A 20,467-nucleotide genomic window follows, 5' to 3' on the forward strand; every position below is an offset into this window, starting at 1 on the left:
TTATGAAGTCTAATTTTGTTAGTGTTTCGCTAAAATTCTTCATTCTTGTGATTGGCGCTTTGATGCTGTTAAGTCTTGCTATTTCGATGTTATCAATATCGCGATTAGATCAAGAATTCAAACAATACCAAGATAATAAGCTGCGCCAAGGTAAGGCCCAGTTTGAAATGCAAAGTCGAATAGTTCGAGAGCAAGTGGGGAGCTGGTTAGAATCTTTCTCTGATCTTATCTTGCTTAAAGAGCAGGCTGATTTTTACCAAGCCGCAAATGCTTTAGAGCAACAATTTGATGCTTTGCAAATTAATCATAATGTTGAGTCTTTATGGTTGATTACCGAGCACTTGGAGCCAGTGTTTCAATCAGACCCTTTGTCTAAGGATGTGCTAGCAAGTATTAAGCGAGTGATTGAAACCAATACACCAGATTATCAATTGAATTGCTTACAACAGTGTGTACAGCTAGTTTCAATTCCGATTTTAAATGCTAAAGGTGATATGGCGATTGTCTCGATGGCGGTATCGTTTGTTGATGTGATTTTTGCTATTAACCAAGCATTAGAAAACCAAGTGGCGATTGTTGCTTTTGATAAATCACAGCAAGTTCAGCTGGCACAGGCAGAAACCATCACCTCTTCTGCTCCTAAGTTAATGAACGCATTGTTTATGAATAGCCAATCACAAGTGTTATTGTCGAGTGTGAAACAAGATAGTCTGCAAGTAGAGCATGACAACAAAAGCTATTTGATAAATTTGTTACCGTTAGCGGCCTCACAGACAAAAAACTTTTATATGGCGCAGGTTGATGATGTCAGCTCTTTCACCAAGAAGTATTATGACTATCGTTTACAATTTGTCCTTTCAGCTGTTGCTATTCTTATTGTTATTGCCTTTTTGGTTCATTTTGTTGCTGGACCCTTTACTAAACGGCTATTGATCCTTTCCGATATCTTGCCTTTATTGGCGCGAAAAGAATTTGAACAATTTCGAAAAGCTGAAATAAAGCAGTCAAAAGTATTTCCTGATGAAATTGATGTTTTAATCAATGCCACAACAGAACTGAGCTATGAACTCGAACAGTTAAATATTGAAGTAACGCAAAAGACTCAAGAATTAGAGAATATTGCCATGTACGACTTATTAACTGGCTTGCCTAATCGTAATATGCTTAATTTTCAATTACGCAAATTATTGCAACATGCCAGCCGACAAAGTAGCAATGTTGGTATTCTATTTTTAGATTTAGATGATTTTAAAAAAGTTAATGATACTCATGGCCATGGTGAAGGTGACAAACTGCTTATTGAGGCGGCTAATCGTATAAACTTAAGTGTTAGAAATGCTGATATGGTCTGCCGTTTTGGTGGCGATGAATTTTTGATTTTGCTCAATGAGAATACCGCATTTGAAGCTGCTGAAGAACTGGCTAAGGAAATTTTAAAGAGCTTCCAACAACCAATTAAAGTTAATAGTAATTTGTTTTATGTTACTTGTAGTATTGGTATTGCCATGACAGAAGGCGAACTAGTACAAGCAAGTGAACTTATCAGCCATGCCGATATTGCCATGTATGAAGCAAAAGATAATGGAGGCGATCAGTACTTTATCTATCAAGGCGGCATGTTCCAGCGTGTAGCTCAACGAGTGATGATGGAAAGTGAAGTTAAGCAAGCGCTTGCAAAAGGGCAGTTTAGCTTAAGTTTACAACCACAATTAGTGGCTAAAACCAATAAATTACACGGCTTTGAAGCACTTCTTCGATGGCAGCATCCTGAACGCGGCATGGTTTCGCCCGATGATTTTATTCCCATTTTAGAAAATTCAGAGCATATGATTGATTTGGGCTATTGGGTCATTAGACGCTGTTTTGAACTTTATCAGGGCATGAAAGATATTGGCTTGGCAGATGTCACTATCGCGATAAACCTGTCAGCCGGACAATTTGCTGATGTAAATTTGATTGCCTATTTGGAAGAGTTATTAGCTGAATTTGATTTGCCAGCGGCAAACTTTGAACTTGAGTTGACCGAGCAAACCTTAGTTAAAGATATAGATAAAGCGATTGAAACCATGGATGCCATGCGCCGTCTTGGCTTTAGTTTTGCCATTGATGATTTTGGTACCGGCTATTCTTCACTGGCTTACTTAAAACGTATGCCCGTAGACGTTATTAAAATAGATAAGAGCTTTGTTTTTGGGATGTTAGAAAACCATGCCGATTTTCAGATTATTATGTCGACCATCGCCATGGTGAAAAATTTAGGTTTGACGGTTATTGCCGAAGGGGTGGAAACACAGGCGCAGTTACGCAGTTTGTCTGACAATGATTGTGACCTAATACAAGGCTATTACTTTTCTAAACCTATTCCTGAAACTGAGCTGTATGACTTTATTAGCCGACAAATTGTTGGTGGTAAATGGAAAGTGTTTGTTCATTCAGAATCAGCAGTAAATTAATAGCATGGTATTGATTCGTTAATGTTGTTGCAGCTTAAGGTCAACAGTAATCAAGCAAGTTGAGTCTTGTAGAGTACTTACTTTGCAGACAAAAAAAAGCGCCGTGTGGCGCTTTTTTTATTGCTTAATTTAACTAGAACTTACGGAGCAAAAGTTTTTGTTACATGAGTTGAGAACTCATCAGCTCCCATAAAGCCAGTCACTCGTCGTTGCGTTAACTCATTGCCTGATTTATCAAAAAATAAAATTGACGGTAAACCAAATACTTCAAAGTGTGACATCAGTTCAACACTATCCTTTGAGCCGGTATCGGTTAAATCAATTTGCAGTAATACTGAGTCTGCAAGGGCACTTTGTACATTAGCTTCAAAAAAAGTGTATTCTTCAAACTCTTTACAGGCAACACACCAGTCAGCGTAAAGATCAACCATCACGGTCTTGCCTTGAGCATTCGCTTTGGCAATCGCTTGATTCATTTCTGTTAAGTTTTTCACATGTTCAAAGCCATGTTGTTCGGCTTGTTGTGATACTGAAACTTGTGTCGGTGGATAAAGCAATTGGTAAGCTTTATTTGCACCAATAAAGAAGACCAAGAAGATTAAAATGCTTCGTAAACCAAAGCCAAATGTTTTCTTAGAATCTTGATTTACGGTATAAAAATAACCGGCAGTCGCTAAAATTAATACCACCCACATTACGTCGATAACTAAGGCTGGCAAGAATCGTTCAAGTAAGAAAATTGGTACGGCAAGTAATAACAAGCCAAAAATATTCTTGATAACATTCATCCAATTCCCTGCTTTAGGGAGTAGTTTACCGCCTGAGCTGCCTAATATAAGTAAGGGTAAGCCCATACCTAAACTTAAAGCGTATAAGGCTGACGCGCCTAATAATATATCGCCAGACTGGGAAATGTATAGCAAGGCACCGGTTAGTGGCGCTGTCGTACAAGGTGATGCCACTAAACCTGAAATAGCACCCATTATCAATACACCCACGTAAGAGCCGCCTTTTTGGCTGCTACTTATGTTGTTTAGCTTGTTTTGCCAACTACTTGGTAAAGCTAGGTTAAAGACACCAAACATCGAAAGTGCTAAGAAGATAAATAATACACTTAAGGCTATTAATACGATGGGGTGTTGAAACATGGCTTGAAATTGTGCGCCAGCAATAGCAACAACAATACCGAGTAAGGTGTAGGTTACGGCCATACCTTGAACATAGAAAAACGATAAGGTGAAGGCTTTTTTGGTTGATAACTTATCACCTTGACCAACAATAATCCCGGTTAAAATAGGGTACATTGGAAATACACAAGGCGTAAAAGAGAGTAATAAACCGCCAATAAAAAATGCCGCTAAGGTTAACCAAATATTGTCACCTTTTAGCATGTCAGCGAGCTGATGCTGCTCACTACTATTAGTGCTGGTGTTTGAGGTTTCATTATTGCTACTTGGCGTAACGGTATTAGCTGTACTTAAGGCATTTAAAACATTTTCTGCATCATTTGCCGCACTTTTAGTAAAAGCAACTTCGCTTAAATCAATGGTTTTTTTCGTTGGTGGATAACATAGGCCTTTTTTCGCACAACCTTGATAGCGAATCGTTATATTTGCATCGCTGCTCGCTTGTTCAATATCAAGGGTAAACGCAAGCTGGCCAGTGAATATTTGTTGAACACCAAAAAATTCATCTTCATGATGTTCACCTTCAGGTAAATTTACTGGAACAATGCTGGCGTTGTTAGTGGTAAATTTAAATTGATGGCGATAAAGGTAGTAGCCTTCAGCGATGTTAAAGCTAACCTGCAATTTATTTTTCTGCTGATGAAAATCAAAAATAAACGCATCATCAACTTTTAAAAACTCATCGTCATTACTAAATAATGATGCAGGGGTATTAAAAATTGAATCTTGTGCATGTGCCACAGGCGCATTTGTAAAAGATAAGCAGGTAAGAATTAACCAAAAAACAGCAACAACTTTTTTCATAACCGTTATTTTAAAGACTCATTGATCCAGTTTAAATATTGATGATCGCCTTGCTGGATGTTCAACGCGATAACTTCAGGAGTGTCGTACGGGTGTAATTGCTTAATTCTATCATTAAGCAAATCAAAATATTCCAATTTAGTTTTTATGAATAACTGTACTTCTGTCTCACTGACTACATTGTCGTGCCAACGATATACCGAGGTAATGTTCGGTATTATATTGACACAAGCGGCAAGCTTTTCCGTAACCAATTGCTGAGCAATGTTTTCTGCGATAGCTATGGTTGGGCATGTGCATAATGTTACTTGATACATTATCAAAAAGGCCTTAATAAAAACTTATTCTGTCGCAATATAGTTTAATTGAGTTAGTAATATACTCAAAACAACAGAATTCAAACATTAGCCTACGTTAACTTTTTTCTAGCTGTAAATATACAATTCAGCTGAACTGCCCAGTTAGAAAATGTGTAAAAAGCTTGTTCGGTTGAAAAAGACCCGTTTACCCCCATATTAGTTTCATCAAAGATCATTAGGTGTCGTTATGTTTCGTATTTTATTTTTACTTTTTATTATTATTCCTATTATTGAAATCTCTGTATTGATGCAAGTTGGCGCTGTATTAGGTGTGTGGCCAACCATAGCAATTGTTATTTTTACCGCTTGGCTAGGTGCTAAATATGTGCGTCAGCAAGGCCTTTCCACCTTAAATTCAGTACAAACAAAAATGGCGCAAGGGCAAATGCCCTCTGATGAAATTGTCACTGGGTTAATGTTATTAGTTGCCGGGGTGTTTTTAGTAACACCAGGTTTTGTCACTGACATTTTTGGTTTGAGTTTACTTGTTCCTACCGTTAGAAACGCCATTGTTAGTAGTGTTAAAGCACAGATAAAGAACAATAGTGGCAATAGCCAGCATTTCCAGTTTCACACCCACAGCCATAACCAAGATGATTTTTCAGGGCCACAAGAAAAACCTTTTCAAGAACATATTCAACAACCTCATAAGGGACAGACCTTAGACGGTGAATTTGAACGTAAAGATTAAAAAAATATTTGTTGGGGCTTGTGAAGTTTTATTTAATCCCCATCTCTGAATCAACAAAATTAAAATCCTTTATTTTTATCTAATAGAACATCTCAGGAGAAAGAAATGAGTATTCGTCCATTACACGATCGTGTGATCATCAAGCGTAAAGAAGTAGAGTCTAAGTCTGCTGGCGGCATCGTATTAACGGGTAGTGCTGCTGAAAAATCAACACGCGGTGAAGTAGTTGCTGTAGGCAAGGGCCGAATTCTAGAAAACGGTGACGTGCGTGCGTTAGATGTAAAAATTGGCGACCAAGTGATCTTCAGTGAAGGTTACGGCATGAAAACTGAAAAAATTGACGGCGAAGAAGTGCTAATTTTGTCAGAGTCTGACATTTTAGCCATCGTAGAATAATTAACAATTTCCAACTCATTTGATTGTGCTGATCTCAATCGGTGCAAATATAGATTATAAGGAGTCATGAACATGGCGGCAAAAGACGTATTATTTGGTAACGACGCACGCGTTAAAATGCTTAAAGGCGTGAACGTATTAGCAGACGCAGTAAAAGTAACGTTAGGTCCAAAAGGTCGTAACGTAGTTTTAGATAAATCATTCGGTGGCCCAACAATCACTAAAGACGGTGTTTCTGTTGCGAAAGAAATTGAACTTGAAGACAAGTTTGAAAATATGGGCGCACAAATGGTGAAAGAAGTTGCTTCAAAAGCCAACGATGAAGCGGGTGACGGTACAACTACCGCAACTGTTTTAGCACAAGCTATTGTTAATGAAGGTTTAAAATCAATCGCAGCGGGCATGAACCCAATGGATCTTAAACGTGGTATCGACAAAGCGGTTGTTGCTGCTGTTGAATCATTAAAAGGTTTATCGCAAGAATGTAGCGACAATAAAGCCATTGAGCAAGTCGGTACTATTTCAGCTAACTCTGACGAAACTGTGGGGAAAATCATTGCCACAGCAATGGAAAAAGTGGGTACTGAAGGTGTAATTACTGTTGAAGAAGGTCAAGCCTTAACTGACGAATTAGACGTTGTTGAAGGTATGCAATTCGACCGTGGCTACCTTTCTCCATATTTCATCAACAACCAAGAAAGCGGTGCGGTTGAATTAGAAAACCCATTCATTTTATTAGTAGACAAAAAAGTTTCTAATATTCGTGAATTATTAACCACGCTTGAAGGTGTTGCTAAAGCAGGTAAGCCGCTATTAATCATCGCTGAAGATGTTGAAGGTGAAGCACTAGCGACATTGGTAGTGAACAACATGCGTGGTATTGTGAAAGTTGCTGCTGTTAAAGCTCCAGGTTTTGGCGATCGTCGCAAAGCGATGTTGCAAGATATCGCAACATTAACTGCCGGTACGGTTATTTCTGAAGAAATCGGCATGGAGCTTGAAAAAGCAACATTAGAAGACTTAGGCCAAGCAAAACGTGTTGTTATTTCTAAAGATAATACAACGATTATCGACGGCATTGGTGAAGAAGCTGAAATTCAAGCACGTGTTGCACAAATTCGTGGCCAAATTGAAGATTCTTCTTCAGATTATGACAAAGAAAAACTTCAAGAGCGTTTAGCTAAATTAGCTGGCGGTGTAGCTGTTATCAAAATTGGTGCAGCGACTGAAGTTGAAATGAAAGAGAAAAAAGCGCGTGTTGAAGATGCACTTCATGCAACACGAGCTGCGGTTGAAGAAGGTGTTGTTGCCGGTGGTGGTGTTGCCCTTGTTCGCGTAGCAGAAGCGATTAAAGATTTAGAAGGTATCAACGAAGACCAAACCCACGGTATTAACGTTGCTATTCGTGCCATGTCTGCTCCTTTACGTCAAATCGCAACTAACTCAGGTGATGAAGCCTCAGTGGTGTTAAACGAAGTACGTAACGGTGAAGGTAACTACGGTTACAATGCTGGTAACAGCACTTACGGCGATATGTTAGCTATGGGTATTCTTGACCCAACTAAAGTAACACGCAGCGCATTACAATTTGCTGCCTCAGTTGCTGGCTTAATGTTAACAACAGAAGCTATGATCACTGATGCGCCAGTTAAAGATGCACCAGCTGCTGCGATGCCTGATATGGGCGGCATGGGTGGTATGGGCGGCATGGGTGGTATGATGTAGTGCGACGAGAGTCGTGTAGGTCACTAACCTAGCAGGCTACACCGTAAGCAAGCGTTAACTCGCTTGCTTCCATACCTGCAAACTTAGTAGTCGACACCGGTAATCGGTATACATAAACCGATTGCCGGAATCTTCCTTCGAAGATGTCGCGCAATTGTGTTTTCTATAAGTATACAATTGGAAAAAGAAAAACGGCGGCCTAGGCCTGCCGACAATAGACAACTACAAACCAGCTGACAAGTTATGCTGTCAGGAAAAAGACCGGCGACATTCAGTCTGCCGACAAGCCATTATGGCACCCCAGTAGTTAGTCTTCCAAGATATAAAATAACATGTTTACCATATTAGTAAGGTCATTTCCTTACCTGTATTGCTACGGTTATTTCTATACGATTATCGGTTTCATTCAACGACTACTGGAAGTGATCTTCCGGTGTAAGCTGTTGAAGTTATTGTCTCAGCATATTCATTTATATGTTAGTGAGACCAACCTTACGACAGGTTGTAGCCTAGGGATAGTGCATTACTGGTAACGGTTTTGTGCGAAGCTTCCTAACAATGTATCTCTGTGAAAACAGTATTTTAACTCGTGAGAGTGAATATAGTCTGTTAATAATCAGCGGGCTGAGAGCTAGGCTAAACAATAGGGTTAACGTATGTGAACTGCTAATAAACACCGTCAACCGCAATAAGCGAAATGTTATTGATACGCTTAAACCAAAAGGTGCGCGGCTGGTTATTTCTTTTACATCTGGAAATACGTCGTCATACAGTCGTCGGTGGATAGGCAGAGCCTAAGTTGTTTATGTAACTTTAATGGAACTCGGTAAGCCCAACTATTCGCTTTATTCATTCGTAGTTTGAATATTTAAAGCAGGGGAGTCGCAAGGCGAACTGTTGAATATGTGGGTAAAGGAGGTTGGAAAAAGCGAATGCTAGATTGTAATGATTTAGATAGGTGCGAAATGCGCTAACTGGAAACGGTGCTGACTTCCAACTGGTCTTTAATCGTGAGATAGACGTGTAAAGCCGTCTTTAATTTGATCCTAACGGGATGAGAAACAATTTTTCCCGTTAGGGGATAGTTGTGTCTTGTTCTTGTTAGGTCATAACTAACAGGAGAAAAGCAAGATGAGTACGGCATTTGTTGTACCTGCGTTCTCCCATCAGGCGCAAAGCTGGCATACCATTAATTGGTATTCAGTTGAGCTACAGGTGAGAGGGCTACAAGTACGGATCGCGAAGGCGACTAAGCAACAACAGTGGCGTAGGGTGAAAACTTTACAACGCATGTTGGTGCGCTCGTTTGCGGCTAAATGTTTAGCGGTTAAACGGGTAACTGAGAATCGAGGCAAAAGGACTGCTGGTGTTGATAGGGAGTTATGGAGTACACCTGATGGTAAATGGCAGGCTATTTTTCGGTTAAAGCGGCAAGGGTATAAACCTAAACCGTTGCGGAGGATTTACATTCCAAAGAGTAACGGTAAACGTCGTCCTTTAGGAATACCGACCATGTTAGATAGGGCTATGCAGGCATTATACCTGTTAGCACTTGAACCCGTGTCGGAAACAACCGCAGATCGTAATAGCTATGGCTTTCGACCTATGCGCTCTACGGCTGATGCGATAGAACAATGTTTTGTTAATTTAAGTCGTAAAAGCTCGGCAGAGTGGGTGTTAGAGGGAGATATCAAGGGCTGCTTTGATAACATCAGCCATGACTGGTTACTTGCCAATGTAGTGTTGGATAAACAAGTACTTGGAAAATGGTTGAAATCGGGATTCATTGAATTCGGTAAGTTAAACCCAACGAAAGCGGGTACACCACAAGGGGGGATTATTTCTCCTGTATTGGCTAACTTGGCGCTTGATGGTTTGGAAGAGGTGTTGTATTCCCACTTTGGGAAGAAGAATACCAAAGCCGCCTACAAGACCAAGGTCAATTATGTGAGGTACGCCGATGACTTTATTATCACAGGTATCTCGAAAGAGTTGCTTGAAAATGAAGTAAAACCACTTGTTGAAGCCTTTATGGCGGAACGTGGGCTTACGTTGTCACCAGAGAAAACGGTGATAACGCATATCAATGATGGGTTTGATTTTCTTGGGCAAAATTTACGTAAATACAGCAATGGTAAGATGTTAATCAAGCCGAGTCGTAAGAGCGTAAAAAGCGTGCTTGGGAAAGTTCGCGATATTGTTAAAGGTCAAAAGACGACAACAGCAGGATTGCTGATTAGTCAGTTAAACCCAATTCTTCGGGGTTGGGCTAACTACCATCGTCATATAGTGGCGAAGGAAACCTTTAATTATGTGGACTATCGGGTATGGAAACTATTGTGGCAGTGGTGCCGACGACGACATAACAATCGTCATAAACGCTGGATTAAAGCTAAATACTTTAAATCAGTGGGGCCACGAAACTGGACGTTTTCAGGTGTTATTCCTGACGATAAAATTGTCAGGCTGCTGTACACCAATGATATACCAATTAAGCGACACATTAAGATGAAAGCAGAGGCAAACCCGTATGATTTAGCATTTGAGGAATACTTTGAAAAGCGCCAAGAGCGAGTTTGGAGAGACTCAATGCAAGGTAAACGAATTTTGTTAATGCTTTGGCTCAGGCAGCAGCAATGTTGTGCTATGTGCCGCCATCCAATTACCAAGGCAACAGAATGGAATATTCACCATATTGTTGAAAAGGTAAAAGGTGGTAGCGATGAGCTTAGTAACTTAGTGTTGTTGCACCCTAATTGCCATAGGCAATTGCACAATCAAAATTAATTTTATTAGTTAGGGTTGAATGCTGTATAAATAACCATATATCTGTTATTAAGTCTATGATTTAATAAGTGGTACTTTGTGGACTGATTTAAAATAAGCTACTTGCGCAAGTGGTTTAATATTTCAATAACATTAAGAGGATCGCATTTTGGATAAATGGGAATTTTATAAAGATAGAGCTAATGAATGGCGATGGAATCGCACTGCTTCTAACGGAAAAATTGTTGGAGCATCAAGCCAAGGATATAAAAATCGAGTTGATTGTGTCAGTAATGCGCAACGAAACGGTTATAAAGGTTCTTAGTTAAAGTCTCTGGTCTGTACTTAGGTACTGACTTATAAAGGCTTGAGCCGTATGCGGGGAAACTCGCACGTACGGTTCTTAGGGGAGGGGTAGCTAGTAATAGCTGCTCCTTACCCGACAATTTATGCTTGATTAAATCGTCGATAACATCGTTGCTGTTACGCTCACATACAAATAAACGTATGCTTCGCTGACAGCGCCTTGTTCTAAACGATTTACTCTGCGCATAAATAGCTTGTGCTATCTAACGCTTTAAACAAAAAAACCTGCTTCGGCAGGTTTTTTATTTGGTCAAGAAAAACTAACTTCATTTGAATGTAAAGATAAACATAGATGTGAAAGTTGATGTTTTTTTGAACATAGCTCATATTGAATAACAAGGAGTTTAATAAACACTCTCGCTAAGTAAAGGATTATTCTATGTGTGCTGCTGCCCCCAATGGTTCTACTTGTTTATATTGTAAAGCTTGCTTAACAAGTGGTGCGTCTTATTGTAGTTCATGTAATAAATATCAAACCTCATGCGTGAATTGTGGCAACGACTTAACGCCTAAACAAGACATCTGCCCACATTGTTCTTATAGCCAAACACACAATAAAGTCAGTTACATAGCTAGTTGGGGTAAGCAGGTTAATACGCTTATGCCCTTTCTTGCTTTTGCTACCTCCCTTATTGCCATGAGCTTGTCGTTGTACCCGTTAATTTTTGATAAGTCGGAACCCGTAGTAAAGCGAATTATACTCAATAAAAATGCCAAGGAATTAAAAGTTAATATCTTAAATTCTGGAAAAAAATCAGCTTATTTAATTGAAGATGGTGCTAAATATCTTTGGCATAAAAGTGACGAAACGCCACAAGGTTGGGTACTCAAGTTCAAGCAACAAAATACGTATGGAATGATAGAGATAAAACCCGGGCTAAATACAGTGAGCTTTAGAAGAAAAAGCATTTTGGCTGAAGTCGCCGAACTAGTATCAAAAGACACATGTAAACTTACCTTATATCAATACCCGTATAATAGTGATGTTGATGCATTGTTGGAGAATCAATTCACTAAAGTGATTAATACTAACAGTGGAGAAAGCATCAGTTGTTTGCTTTAACTAATGATAAACAAGAAAAATATTTAGCCTTGCTCTATAGTGTGGCTTTTTTGAGTATGTTGGTATCATTTCCCGTTAAGTCATTTCTAGCATGTGATGACCCTAGCAAAATCAGCGGTTTTGTTTTTAATTTTCAGCCTAAAGGAAGTAAGAATACTGGCAATGTTAGGTTTAATCTAAAATTAAATAATAATGCTATCGATGAAACAGATTTTATTTATTATGGCTATAAAACTAAAAATATTAATGAGTTAAAAATTTCTTATACGGCCATAGAAAGATTTTTTGATATTAACTTTAACGTTAATGAGGCAACTGACATATTAGATAAAGGTGTTGTCGATACAGGAATTTTACTGCTTTTAAATAAAGATACTGACAATCCAATCACCTTTGAAAAACTTAAAGAGCTAGAAATAGCCGTACAAGGGGAGCGACATATTGCTTCTTTTCCGTACGACTGCACTTGTCGGGCAGTACCTAACCAATTTATCGATGTAAATGATGAAAATTGGTTTATTGAATTGGATATGACTATTCAAGAAGCAATCGCGGTAAATATTGAACAAGACAAAGTCTTTGATAATAATTTTGCTGTTGAACTGTATTCTGGATTACAAATTCTAAAGCACTTTGAAAATGAGAAAAAAGCGACAGCCTGTTATTCAAAATATCAGGGGCATGTGTATCAAGCGAATAATGGCATGATGTACGGAAAACTGGAGACCATAAAAGGAATAGACGTTGTTAGTTTAACTTTAAAGATAAAAGATTATAGCGATCAGTACTCATTAAAAATTCCGCTACAGACAATTAAGGAAAAGGGGTATGAGGTAGATTTGGAGCGCTATTTAATTGGGCTAGCTGATAATTTTCCATTACTTAGAGATAGTAGGTTAGGTAGTCATGATTATGCTGATTTAGTTGCCGGTGATCAAAACAGCAGCTTAGATGAAAATGACAACCCATTCAAAAATACTGAACTATTGCCACCACGCGGCAGCTATAAGTCGCCTAAAGCTTTTTTACAGAAATATTTAGCATTGCCGTCTAAGCCTAATGTTGTTATTAGGATTTATAGAGAATGAAGCTTTATATATTGCTATTGAGTTTATTTATATCTCCGATATTACCGGCAAATGAATTATTTCGAACAATGGACATACTTGATCCTCGAATCCTTGGTGGAGACTTTGTTTGCAATGAAGGAAGTCCTAAAGATAATTTGGAAGGCATGGGGAAAGTTTCACGTTCTGTTAACCGCATTTTTGAGAATAACCTTGGTGATGAGTCTTATCAAATTTGTTTAGATTATGATCCCAGTTCCCGATATAAACTGGACTCGCTACGCGTTATTGCGGGTTATGCTAATAACTTGCAATACAACTCTTACCTGTCTGATGAGGATACAAATTTTGGTACTCTAGTTTACAATCATCACAATGGTAGCTCCCAACACACAGTGTCAGGCAGTGTGTTTTATAGTGGTGACAACGACATTATTGCGGACTACCGAATTGAATACGCCTATGGCAAATATTCAATGACAAAGTCAAAAGCTAATCAGACAGATCAGCTTCATCGTACTCAATGGTATACGAGGGTTGAAGGGTTTGAGAATAATAAGGAGTTATATGAATTAGGTGTAAGAGGATATGTACCTGCATTGAATTTTAATAAAGTAAACTTTGAGTTTGACTATAAATATCGAAAAGATATTGACCGAAACAGTAGTCATCATATGGATATGTCGTATTTTCTTGATGAGTTTAGCCGATATAAATTTACGGCACGTTTTAATATCGGCATAGAAGAAAAGTCTGGCAATTACCGTAGTTCATATTATAGGGCAGAAATCGCAAGAAAATTCAGGTTATCTAAGTATTACGTTAAAGTGTTTGTGGCTCCAACGTTTAGTGATAGAACTAATGAATATAAAATTGAAAGCGGTATTTTAATTGGGCGACTTTTTGCTAGGAAATCCAATAAATAACTTTATTTAAAATGAATTTAGCTAAGTAAAAGCTTTTAATTATTGAATATGCAGTAAACAATAACTATTCGGTTAGCTCGTAAATATTGGGAAATAAGCCGACTAATCTATTACTTTTGTAAGCTAGATATTTAAACAATAAATTAGCCGGTATGCCAAGTGATTAGTTGCTAATACTTTATTTGGCTTCTAACCTTTTGTTATGCCGTTCTGGTAACGTTTACTTCAATACTACCAATGTTATTACCCATCTTAGATTTAAGATCATTGGCAAAAAATGTCAGTTCGCCATCTGCTGTCACCTCATATTGTCCAGAACTACCAATGGCTTTAGCTAGTTCGTCTCTCCGTCCAACACTGGCACATAAAGTAAACCAATCTGCGGTTTTAACGCGTCGCATTTTTCTGGCAATTTTGATTGGTAGCTCTTTCCAGCCTAGCGATACATCGTCGGTAGTCCAACCGTCAGCGTTACAGGTTATAGAGCCATCCGTCCATGTGTCGTCTGTTGAAGTAGATATTCGGTAACTTTCAGACTGTTCGACCAATATCCCAGTGTGATTAAATAGTTGTGCGGACTCTACCGTGACTGTAATTGATTCATTTACCTCAAGGGCATGCCATTTGGCTCTTGGATTATTAAAGTAGTTTCTAATGCCAGATCCTGCGTCACTTTTTTGGATAAAACTATGCCACACTTTATGTGGTACATTCATCAATGATTTTGGACGGTAATCTTTATCAAAGGCGATTCTTGTTGGAATTGAATTGTGTAGTATAGGATCATGTGCCTTTGATATTTTGTCATTTTCAATCACACAGCAAACGCGATCATCTAAGGTCAACCAATCAATGATAGGCCATCTATCTTGTTGATGGTTTTTGCCAAGAGGGTTCTCCACTCGACTTAAGTCATCGATGCCAACTTTATTGACCAGTTTTTTAGGTAGTGCAGCATTTAATTCCGTTTGATCTGGTAACTTTAATACAGGGTCTATTAGATCATTATGTTTCACTTGATGTGCTACCCAATTGATTAGGTAAGTTAGAGTAATATCAGATAAACCATCACGGTAATAACCACCTCCAACGTCGCTATGAGCGCCAGCGAACCATAGCTCTACGATTCTATTTTGTTCATAATTCATTAAAGTTGGCTGAAATGCTTTGCGCTTATCGTCTAAGCTAACCATATGCACTGCTTGTTTTACAATATGAGAGACCGTACAGCCTTTTTCAAACACCACGTCGTAATCAGGACGGTCAGACTGACTTACATTTGGCAGACCAATACTAGCTACGGTGTCAAATACGGCTAAGTAAATAAATGCCAGAGTGTTGTTGTCTAATCTAGATGAGTTTTCTACCAGCTTTCCACAGAATCGCCTTGCCAGTGCTGCACCTCTTGAAAAGCCAGTAACAATAACTTGATCGCCTGTTTGGTAGCTTCTATCAAAGTCTTTAAATGCTCTAGATAAAATTGATGCAATATCCTTAGACTCGGGGGATATGCCTTGATTAACTAGACGTTGCCACCAATTACCATAAGTACCAACGCCTTGATAATAAAAACTATGTTTAACAGAGGGGTGGGTTGATGTGCCACTTCGGTTGTCGTTGTGTATATTACCACCAGATAAGAAGTGAAACTTCAGTATGTTGGTGATATTGTCATCTTCTTTCTTGCCTTTTTTTATGGTTTGTTGTGCATCTTGCGGCTCGTTACCTGTACCATCGAAGTTAAATATTAATAATGCCATAATATGTCCTTATTGCTATTGGCAGCTTAATAAGCTTTAAATTCACCTTTATTAAAGTTGCAGTTAATTACATCTTTTAAATACTTGTTAGTGTGTCTAAACATAGATGATAGTTTTCTTTTTGCAATGTTCGGCAATGTATTGGTTAATGTAACAGCAATATTTAATTACTATTTTACAGGTTAGTTTGATTGTTGGTTATATACAGGGATAAAGTGGCGGAGAGAAATTGCTCTCGAGCAATTAATCAAATAAAAACCAAAGGTAATTTTTATTTGGACGGTTTGATGCGTTGCGCGAAACGCCTTGTTGTATAGGTTTCAATGCAAAGGAAACAAGTGTAGATGATATTTTAGCTCAGGCAACAGCAATGAACTAAGTCATTTGCTGTTGTTGCACTTTAATTGTCTCCAGTAATAATATATCCGGTTAAGTTGTTCTATTTAAGTAGACGAGCTGTCTCTAACCTGACGGAATCAGTTGATGCTCTGCAAGATGTTTAGCAACGCCTAAAGCATTTTCGGGTATTGAATACAAATATCCTTGTATAACATCACAACCGTTATCCGCTAAAAAAATAGCTTGTTCAGCGGTTTCGACTCCTTCACCGACTAACGTTAAATCTAAGCCTTTCGCCATGGCAATAACAGATTTAACGATTTGGCATTGCTTGAGATCTGCAGGTAGCTTAGAAATGAAGCTGGCGTCAATTTTTAAAGTATCAAAGGGTAATTGAGTTAAATAACTTAAAGATGAAAAGCCCGTGCCAAAATCATCAATTGAGTTTTTAATACCTAATTGCCGAATTTGTTGCAATGTTGAGCTGGCATGTTTGATATTTTCAATAAAACAATTTTCGGTGACTTCGATTTCAAGTAAAGAAGGAGATAAGCCGCTTTTTTGTAAGGCGAATTCAATAGAGTCAATTAAGTTGTGCTTAAAGTGTTGAGGCGAAATATTGATGGCAATACGTCCACAATCAAAACCCTGTTGTTGCCATACTTTTCTTTGCTGACAGGCTTGTGTTAAAACCCATCGATCAATTTCAACGATTAGTCCTAATTCTTCTGCCATGGGGATAAAGTGAGCCGGGGAGACGCGGCCAAGATCTGGATGATTCCAACGTAATAAAGCTTCTATTCCGACAACTTTTTGCGTAACGCTATTTACTTGCAGCTGGTAATAAAGTTCAAACTCATTTTTTTTCAGTGCACCGCGTAGAAAATTTTGAGTAATTAGCCGTTCCATTGAAATAATATTCATTTCTGGAGAGTACAACTGGTATGAATTTCTTCCTTCGTCTTTGGCTTTGTACATCGCTGTATCAGCTTGTTTAAGCAAAGTATCAACACCAACACCGTCATCGGGATAAACAGAAGCGCCGATAGAGCAAGTGATCTGAAGCTCAAGTGTTTCGAGTTGATGGGGTTCATTTAAAACATTTACTATCCGCTCGATAACACTAACAATATCCTTTAAAGAGGTCATTTCTGTTAATAAAATAACAAACTCATCGCCACCAAAGCGAGAGACGGTGTCACCTTCTTTAATATTACTTTGAATTCTTTTTGCTGTTGATATTAATATTTCATCGCCAATGTTATGCCCTAAATTATCATTAATCTGTTTAAATCGGTCGAGGTCTAAAAATAACACTGCCACCAATTGCTGATTTCTATGAGCAGTTGATAATGCGACTTCAAATCTATCATTAAACAGTCGTCGATTGGGTAGGCCGGTTAGTTCGTCGTAAAACGCAAGGGCATGAATTCTTTTTTCAGCCAATTTCCTTTGGGTAATATCACTAAATATTGCCGCATAAAGTGGCTCTGTGCTATCACTTTCATTAATTTGCACTATGGTTAGCCATTCAGGGTAAAGATCACCACATTTCTTCTTGTTCCAAATTTCCCCTTGCCAGGTTTTATCGGCTAGAAGGTTTTGCCACATTTTCTGATAAAACGCCTTGTCGTGTTTACCTGAGCTTAAAATATTGGATGATTTACCAATAACTTCTGCTTCGGTATAACCGGTCAGGCGAGTAAAAGCGGCATTTACTGACAAGATAATACTCTTTGCATTAGTCACCATGATGCTATCAAGAGATGACTCAATAATTTTTTCTGCAAATATTAAGTTTCTTTTAGACTGTTCCAGAGCATTATCTCGTTCAACTAAAACACTTTCCAATTTTTGAAAGTAGGCAATTTCAATATCAGACAATATGTGTTGTAACGAGAGTACTCCTGCGACTTTTTTTTGCGAGTTTTGGACAATTAAATGTCGAATTTTATGTTCTTGAAGGCATAGATAGGCCTGATAGAGCGTGTCTTCTTCGTCAATAGTAATTAGCGGGTGTGCCGAACAAGACCATGCATCACTATTATTGTTTTTATCGGCGATGAGTTTTAATAAATCGCGTTCGGTGATAATGCCAAACTCATTGGTTTGATGATGACGAATAAGTGCTGAAGTACAATTATATTCAGACATCGCATTGGCAACAGTACTTATCGGCAGGTTTCCTAATACAATAGGAACTTTGGGATTATAGTTATCTTTAATTTTTCGCAGGCGAAGATAATGTTCAACGCCTTGCTTTTTAATGACGTCACTTTGACTGACAATACCCAGAGTTTGCCCTTCTGAATTTACTACTAATAAATGACGTACTCGATGGCGATGAAATGCCATGATAATTTCTTGCAACGGCTTTTTTTCATTGATTGTTATTACAGGGCTACTCATAAAGTTATGAATAGGTGAATTATAATATTGTGTAGAGCTAAAATTTAGCTTGGTACTATCAGCTTCGGTCCAAATACCGACTACTTTTTCATTATCTTTAATAAGAATAGAACTTGTTCTCTTTTCTCTTATTTTCATTGCCGCTTGATAAATAGTGGTCATTTTTGAGCACGACAATAAATTTTTTTGTACTAAATCTTTTGCCGTTATGTTTTTTTCACTATTTGAAATCATACAAAAAACCAAATTAGGCTAAATAATTAAAAGAGCTTTATAACATCAATTCAATTCATCATACTGATATATATCAAATAAAAACTAATTTTTATGAATTAGCCTTTGCTGAGGATTTCGAAAAGTGCTAATAGTAATTTTGCGCCGGTTGAACGTAAGGTAAATGAATTTTGTTAATGCTCTGGCTTATAAAGGCTTGAACCGTATGCGGAGAGATGCGCAGGTAAGGCTGTTAGGGTAAGAGGACTGTTATCACTGCTCCATCGTCATTTTTACGCTTGATGAAATTGCCAACGTCATCGTTGTTTTATAACGCAAAACTTGGCAAGCCTAAATAGCAATGCTCTAGCTTTTACTTCTCTCACAGCAGTACATCTTGCTTAATTTAGCTAAGTTGCCATATTCATCGTGGAAATCTGTTACAATACGTCGCAAGATATTCATCAATCACTAACTTTTTTAATTGATACTCACCTGGCATTCGTCCAGCGTAGTTAATTAGTCGTTTACTGATGAAATAAAACTTTTATCTTACATCGCTACATCGCTACATCGCTACATCGCTACATCGCTACATTTTAAGTTTCCACATTTCCACATTTTCACATTTTCACATTTCCACATCTCAACATTTTTAAATTTTCACATTTCTAAGTTTCTACATTTCCACATTTTGACGCTTTCAAGGGATAGGTTTTTTATACCTTTGAATTAATATCCAATATACCAAAGGAAAGCAAATGAGAGTCACGATAATAGGAGCTGGTAATGCTGGCTCTGCATGTGCGTTTATGGCTGCTGAGGCAGGACATAAAGTAAGGTTATTAAAAACTTCAAATCATATTACCCATGATGAGCACTTTGATGCCATGGTTAGCAATAAGGGCATATATTGCATCGATAACACAAAAAACGGCAACTTTACCGATAGTGGCGACGATGCCGAAAGAACTTTTCAACCGTTGGAATTAATAACGCGAGATCCTATACAAGCAATTGAGGGAGCTGATGTTGTTATGATCTTTATTCAAACCACCTATCACGCCTATTTAGCGGCAAGGATTGCAAAGTACTTTCAAGATGGTCAATTGGTCATATTAGTTCCCGGATACGCCGGTAGCATTTTTTATCGTAAGTTTTGCGATAATAAACCAATATTTGCAGAAGGAGAATCAACGCCTAATGATGCCAGAGTAGTTGAACCTGGTACGGTGAAAGTTTTATTTAAAAATGCCAGAAACTCACTTTCTTTTTTTCCTGCTGTAACTACTGCTCGTGGAATGGCAATTGCCGCTAATTTGTTTCCTGCCTATAACATCAAGAAGGCAAGTGTTCGAAAGCATATATTCGAATCGGCACTACATAATCCTAATATTATTGTTCATACCATCGGGCTGTATGTTATGTATCCAATGCTTGAATATTGCGCAAAACATCATCCTGATGAAGTGCCATATATGTACAGAGACGCGCTTTCAACTGATATGGCGTGGCTGATGATAGAAAAGCTCGATGCAGAAAAAATGGCAGTGTTAAGTGCTCTTGGCTGTGAGCCAACGCCATACCTAGAAGCATGTTTATTTAGGAATGAAGAAGATCTCACTCAAGATTCTAGAGAAGTTTTTGAAAGCTATAAAATTTCATCGCCTCCAGGTCCTTATAGTTTTGATAATAGATACGTAACGGAAGATGTGCCTATGGGGTTGGTTTTATTATCTTCATTAGGTGAAAAATTTGGCATTAATATGCCGGAATGTAATCGTTTAATAGAGATCTGCGGTGGAATTTTAAAAAGAGATTTTTTTAAAGAAGGAAGAACACTCACTGCTTTAGGGCTAGGTGAATTAACAAAAGAGCAGTTATTGCACTTTGTTGAAGTGGAAAATGTCGATGTAACGCAGGGGGCGGTGGGTTTTACCTGA

General features: G+C 38.2%; 14 protein-coding genes. 10 read left to right on the forward strand and 4 right to left on the reverse strand.

Annotated features, from left to right (window positions below; translation table 11 throughout):
- Window positions 1–2 precede the first annotated feature (2 nt).
- A complete protein-coding gene (locus tag AC27JP_RS16640; protein WP_487117054.1) occupies window positions 3–2,453 on the forward strand; it encodes a bifunctional diguanylate cyclase/phosphodiesterase in 2,451 nt (816 codons plus the stop codon).
- A 140-nt stretch (window positions 2,454–2,593) separates the two neighbouring features.
- On the opposite strand, the gene AC27JP_RS16645 is transcribed toward AC27JP_RS16640, so the two are convergent.
- Entirely contained in the window at window positions 2,594–4,444 is a 1,851-nt protein-coding gene (locus AC27JP_RS16645; protein ID WP_487117055.1) for a protein-disulfide reductase DsbD, read from the reverse strand.
- A 5-nt stretch (window positions 4,445–4,449) separates the two neighbouring features.
- Window positions 4,450–4,761, reverse strand: a complete 312-nt coding sequence (gene cutA / locus AC27JP_RS16650) for a divalent-cation tolerance protein CutA (protein WP_487117056.1) — start codon at window positions 4,759–4,761, stop codon at window positions 4,450–4,452.
- Between the two features lie 229 nt (window positions 4,762–4,990).
- Between cutA and AC27JP_RS16655 the strand changes: the two genes are divergently transcribed.
- From AC27JP_RS16655 to AC27JP_RS16690, 8 genes are all read left to right on the forward strand, one after another.
- Window positions 4,991–5,494, forward strand: coding sequence for an FxsA family protein (locus AC27JP_RS16655; RefSeq protein ID WP_487117057.1), 504 nt, complete (start codon window positions 4,991–4,993; stop codon window positions 5,492–5,494).
- A gap of 105 nt (window positions 5,495–5,599) precedes the next feature.
- Window positions 5,600–5,890 carry a co-chaperone GroES gene (locus AC27JP_RS16660; protein ID WP_487117058.1) on the forward strand — a complete coding sequence of 97 codons (291 nt, stop codon included), beginning with the start codon at window positions 5,600–5,602 and terminating at the stop codon, window positions 5,888–5,890.
- 72 nt (window positions 5,891–5,962) lie between these two features.
- A complete protein-coding gene (gene groL, locus AC27JP_RS16665) occupies window positions 5,963–7,615 on the forward strand; it encodes a chaperonin GroEL (RefSeq protein WP_487117210.1) in 1,653 nt (550 codons plus the stop codon).
- A 1,131-nt stretch (window positions 7,616–8,746) separates the two neighbouring features.
- The gene (gene ltrA, locus AC27JP_RS16670) at window positions 8,747–10,402 is read left to right on the forward strand and encodes a group II intron reverse transcriptase/maturase (RefSeq protein WP_487117059.1); all 1,656 of its coding nucleotides are present in this window, start codon (window positions 8,747–8,749) and stop codon (window positions 10,400–10,402) included.
- 148 nt (window positions 10,403–10,550) lie between these two features.
- Window positions 10,551–10,706 (forward strand): YegP family protein, encoded by a 156-nt coding sequence (locus AC27JP_RS16675; protein ID WP_487117060.1) that lies wholly within the window; start codon window positions 10,551–10,553, stop codon window positions 10,704–10,706.
- Between the two features lie 420 nt (window positions 10,707–11,126).
- Entirely contained in the window at window positions 11,127–11,810 is a 684-nt protein-coding gene (locus AC27JP_RS16680) for a hypothetical protein (RefSeq protein ID WP_487117061.1), read from the forward strand.
- Window positions 11,798–12,898, forward strand: coding sequence for a hypothetical protein (locus tag AC27JP_RS16685; RefSeq protein ID WP_487117062.1), 1,101 nt, complete (start codon window positions 11,798–11,800; stop codon window positions 12,896–12,898). The genes AC27JP_RS16680 and AC27JP_RS16685 overlap by 13 nt, the downstream gene beginning before the upstream one ends.
- On the forward strand, window positions 12,895–13,803 hold the full coding sequence (locus tag AC27JP_RS16690; protein ID WP_487117063.1) for a hypothetical protein: 909 nt from the start codon (window positions 12,895–12,897) through the stop codon (window positions 13,801–13,803). Before AC27JP_RS16685 ends, AC27JP_RS16690 begins: the two co-directional genes overlap by 4 nt.
- A gap of 200 nt (window positions 13,804–14,003) precedes the next feature.
- On the opposite strand, the gene AC27JP_RS16695 is transcribed toward AC27JP_RS16690, so the two are convergent.
- Both AC27JP_RS16695 and AC27JP_RS16700 read right to left on the reverse strand, forming a co-directional pair.
- On the reverse strand, window positions 14,004–15,563 hold the full coding sequence (locus AC27JP_RS16695; RefSeq protein ID WP_487117064.1) for a phospholipase effector Tle1 domain-containing protein: 1,560 nt from the start codon (window positions 15,561–15,563) through the stop codon (window positions 14,004–14,006).
- A gap of 462 nt (window positions 15,564–16,025) precedes the next feature.
- Complete coding sequence (locus tag AC27JP_RS16700) at window positions 16,026–18,545, reverse strand: EAL domain-containing protein (RefSeq protein ID WP_487117065.1); 2,520 nt, start codon at window positions 18,543–18,545, stop codon at window positions 16,026–16,028.
- A 740-nt stretch (window positions 18,546–19,285) separates the two neighbouring features.
- Here AC27JP_RS16700 and AC27JP_RS16705 point away from each other — a divergent pair.
- Complete coding sequence (locus AC27JP_RS16705; protein WP_487117066.1) at window positions 19,286–20,467, forward strand: NAD/NADP octopine/nopaline dehydrogenase family protein; 1,182 nt, start codon at window positions 19,286–19,288, stop codon at window positions 20,465–20,467.

The sequence above is a fragment of the Colwellia sp. SU-HH01172 genome (assembly GCF_057553355.1).

Coding starts and splice junctions, on each gene's coding strand:
- ltrA (WP_487117059.1), top strand. CDS start 8,747: ATGAGTACGGCATTTGTTGTACCTGCGTTCTCCCATCAGGCGCAAAGC.
- groL (WP_487117210.1), top strand. CDS start 5,963: ATGGCGGCAAAAGACGTATTATTTGGTAACGACGCACGCGTTAAAATG.
- AC27JP_RS16660 (WP_487117058.1), top strand. CDS start 5,600: ATGAGTATTCGTCCATTACACGATCGTGTGATCATCAAGCGTAAAGAA.
- AC27JP_RS16690 (WP_487117063.1), top strand. CDS start 12,895: ATGAAGCTTTATATATTGCTATTGAGTTTATTTATATCTCCGATATTA.
- AC27JP_RS16645 (WP_487117055.1), bottom strand. CDS start 4,444: ATGAAAAAAGTTGTTGCTGTTTTTTGGTTAATTCTTACCTGCTTATCT.
- AC27JP_RS16640 (WP_487117054.1), top strand. CDS start 3: ATGAAGTCTAATTTTGTTAGTGTTTCGCTAAAATTCTTCATTCTTGTG.
- AC27JP_RS16680 (WP_487117061.1), top strand. CDS start 11,127: ATGTGTGCTGCTGCCCCCAATGGTTCTACTTGTTTATATTGTAAAGCT.
- AC27JP_RS16700 (WP_487117065.1), bottom strand. CDS start 18,545: ATGATTTCAAATAGTGAAAAAAACATAACGGCAAAAGATTTAGTACAA.
- AC27JP_RS16655 (WP_487117057.1), top strand. CDS start 4,991: ATGTTTCGTATTTTATTTTTACTTTTTATTATTATTCCTATTATTGAA.
- AC27JP_RS16695 (WP_487117064.1), bottom strand. CDS start 15,563: ATGGCATTATTAATATTTAACTTCGATGGTACAGGTAACGAGCCGCAA.
- cutA (WP_487117056.1), bottom strand. CDS start 4,761: ATGTATCAAGTAACATTATGCACATGCCCAACCATAGCTATCGCAGAA.
- AC27JP_RS16705 (WP_487117066.1), top strand. CDS start 19,286: ATGAGAGTCACGATAATAGGAGCTGGTAATGCTGGCTCTGCATGTGCG.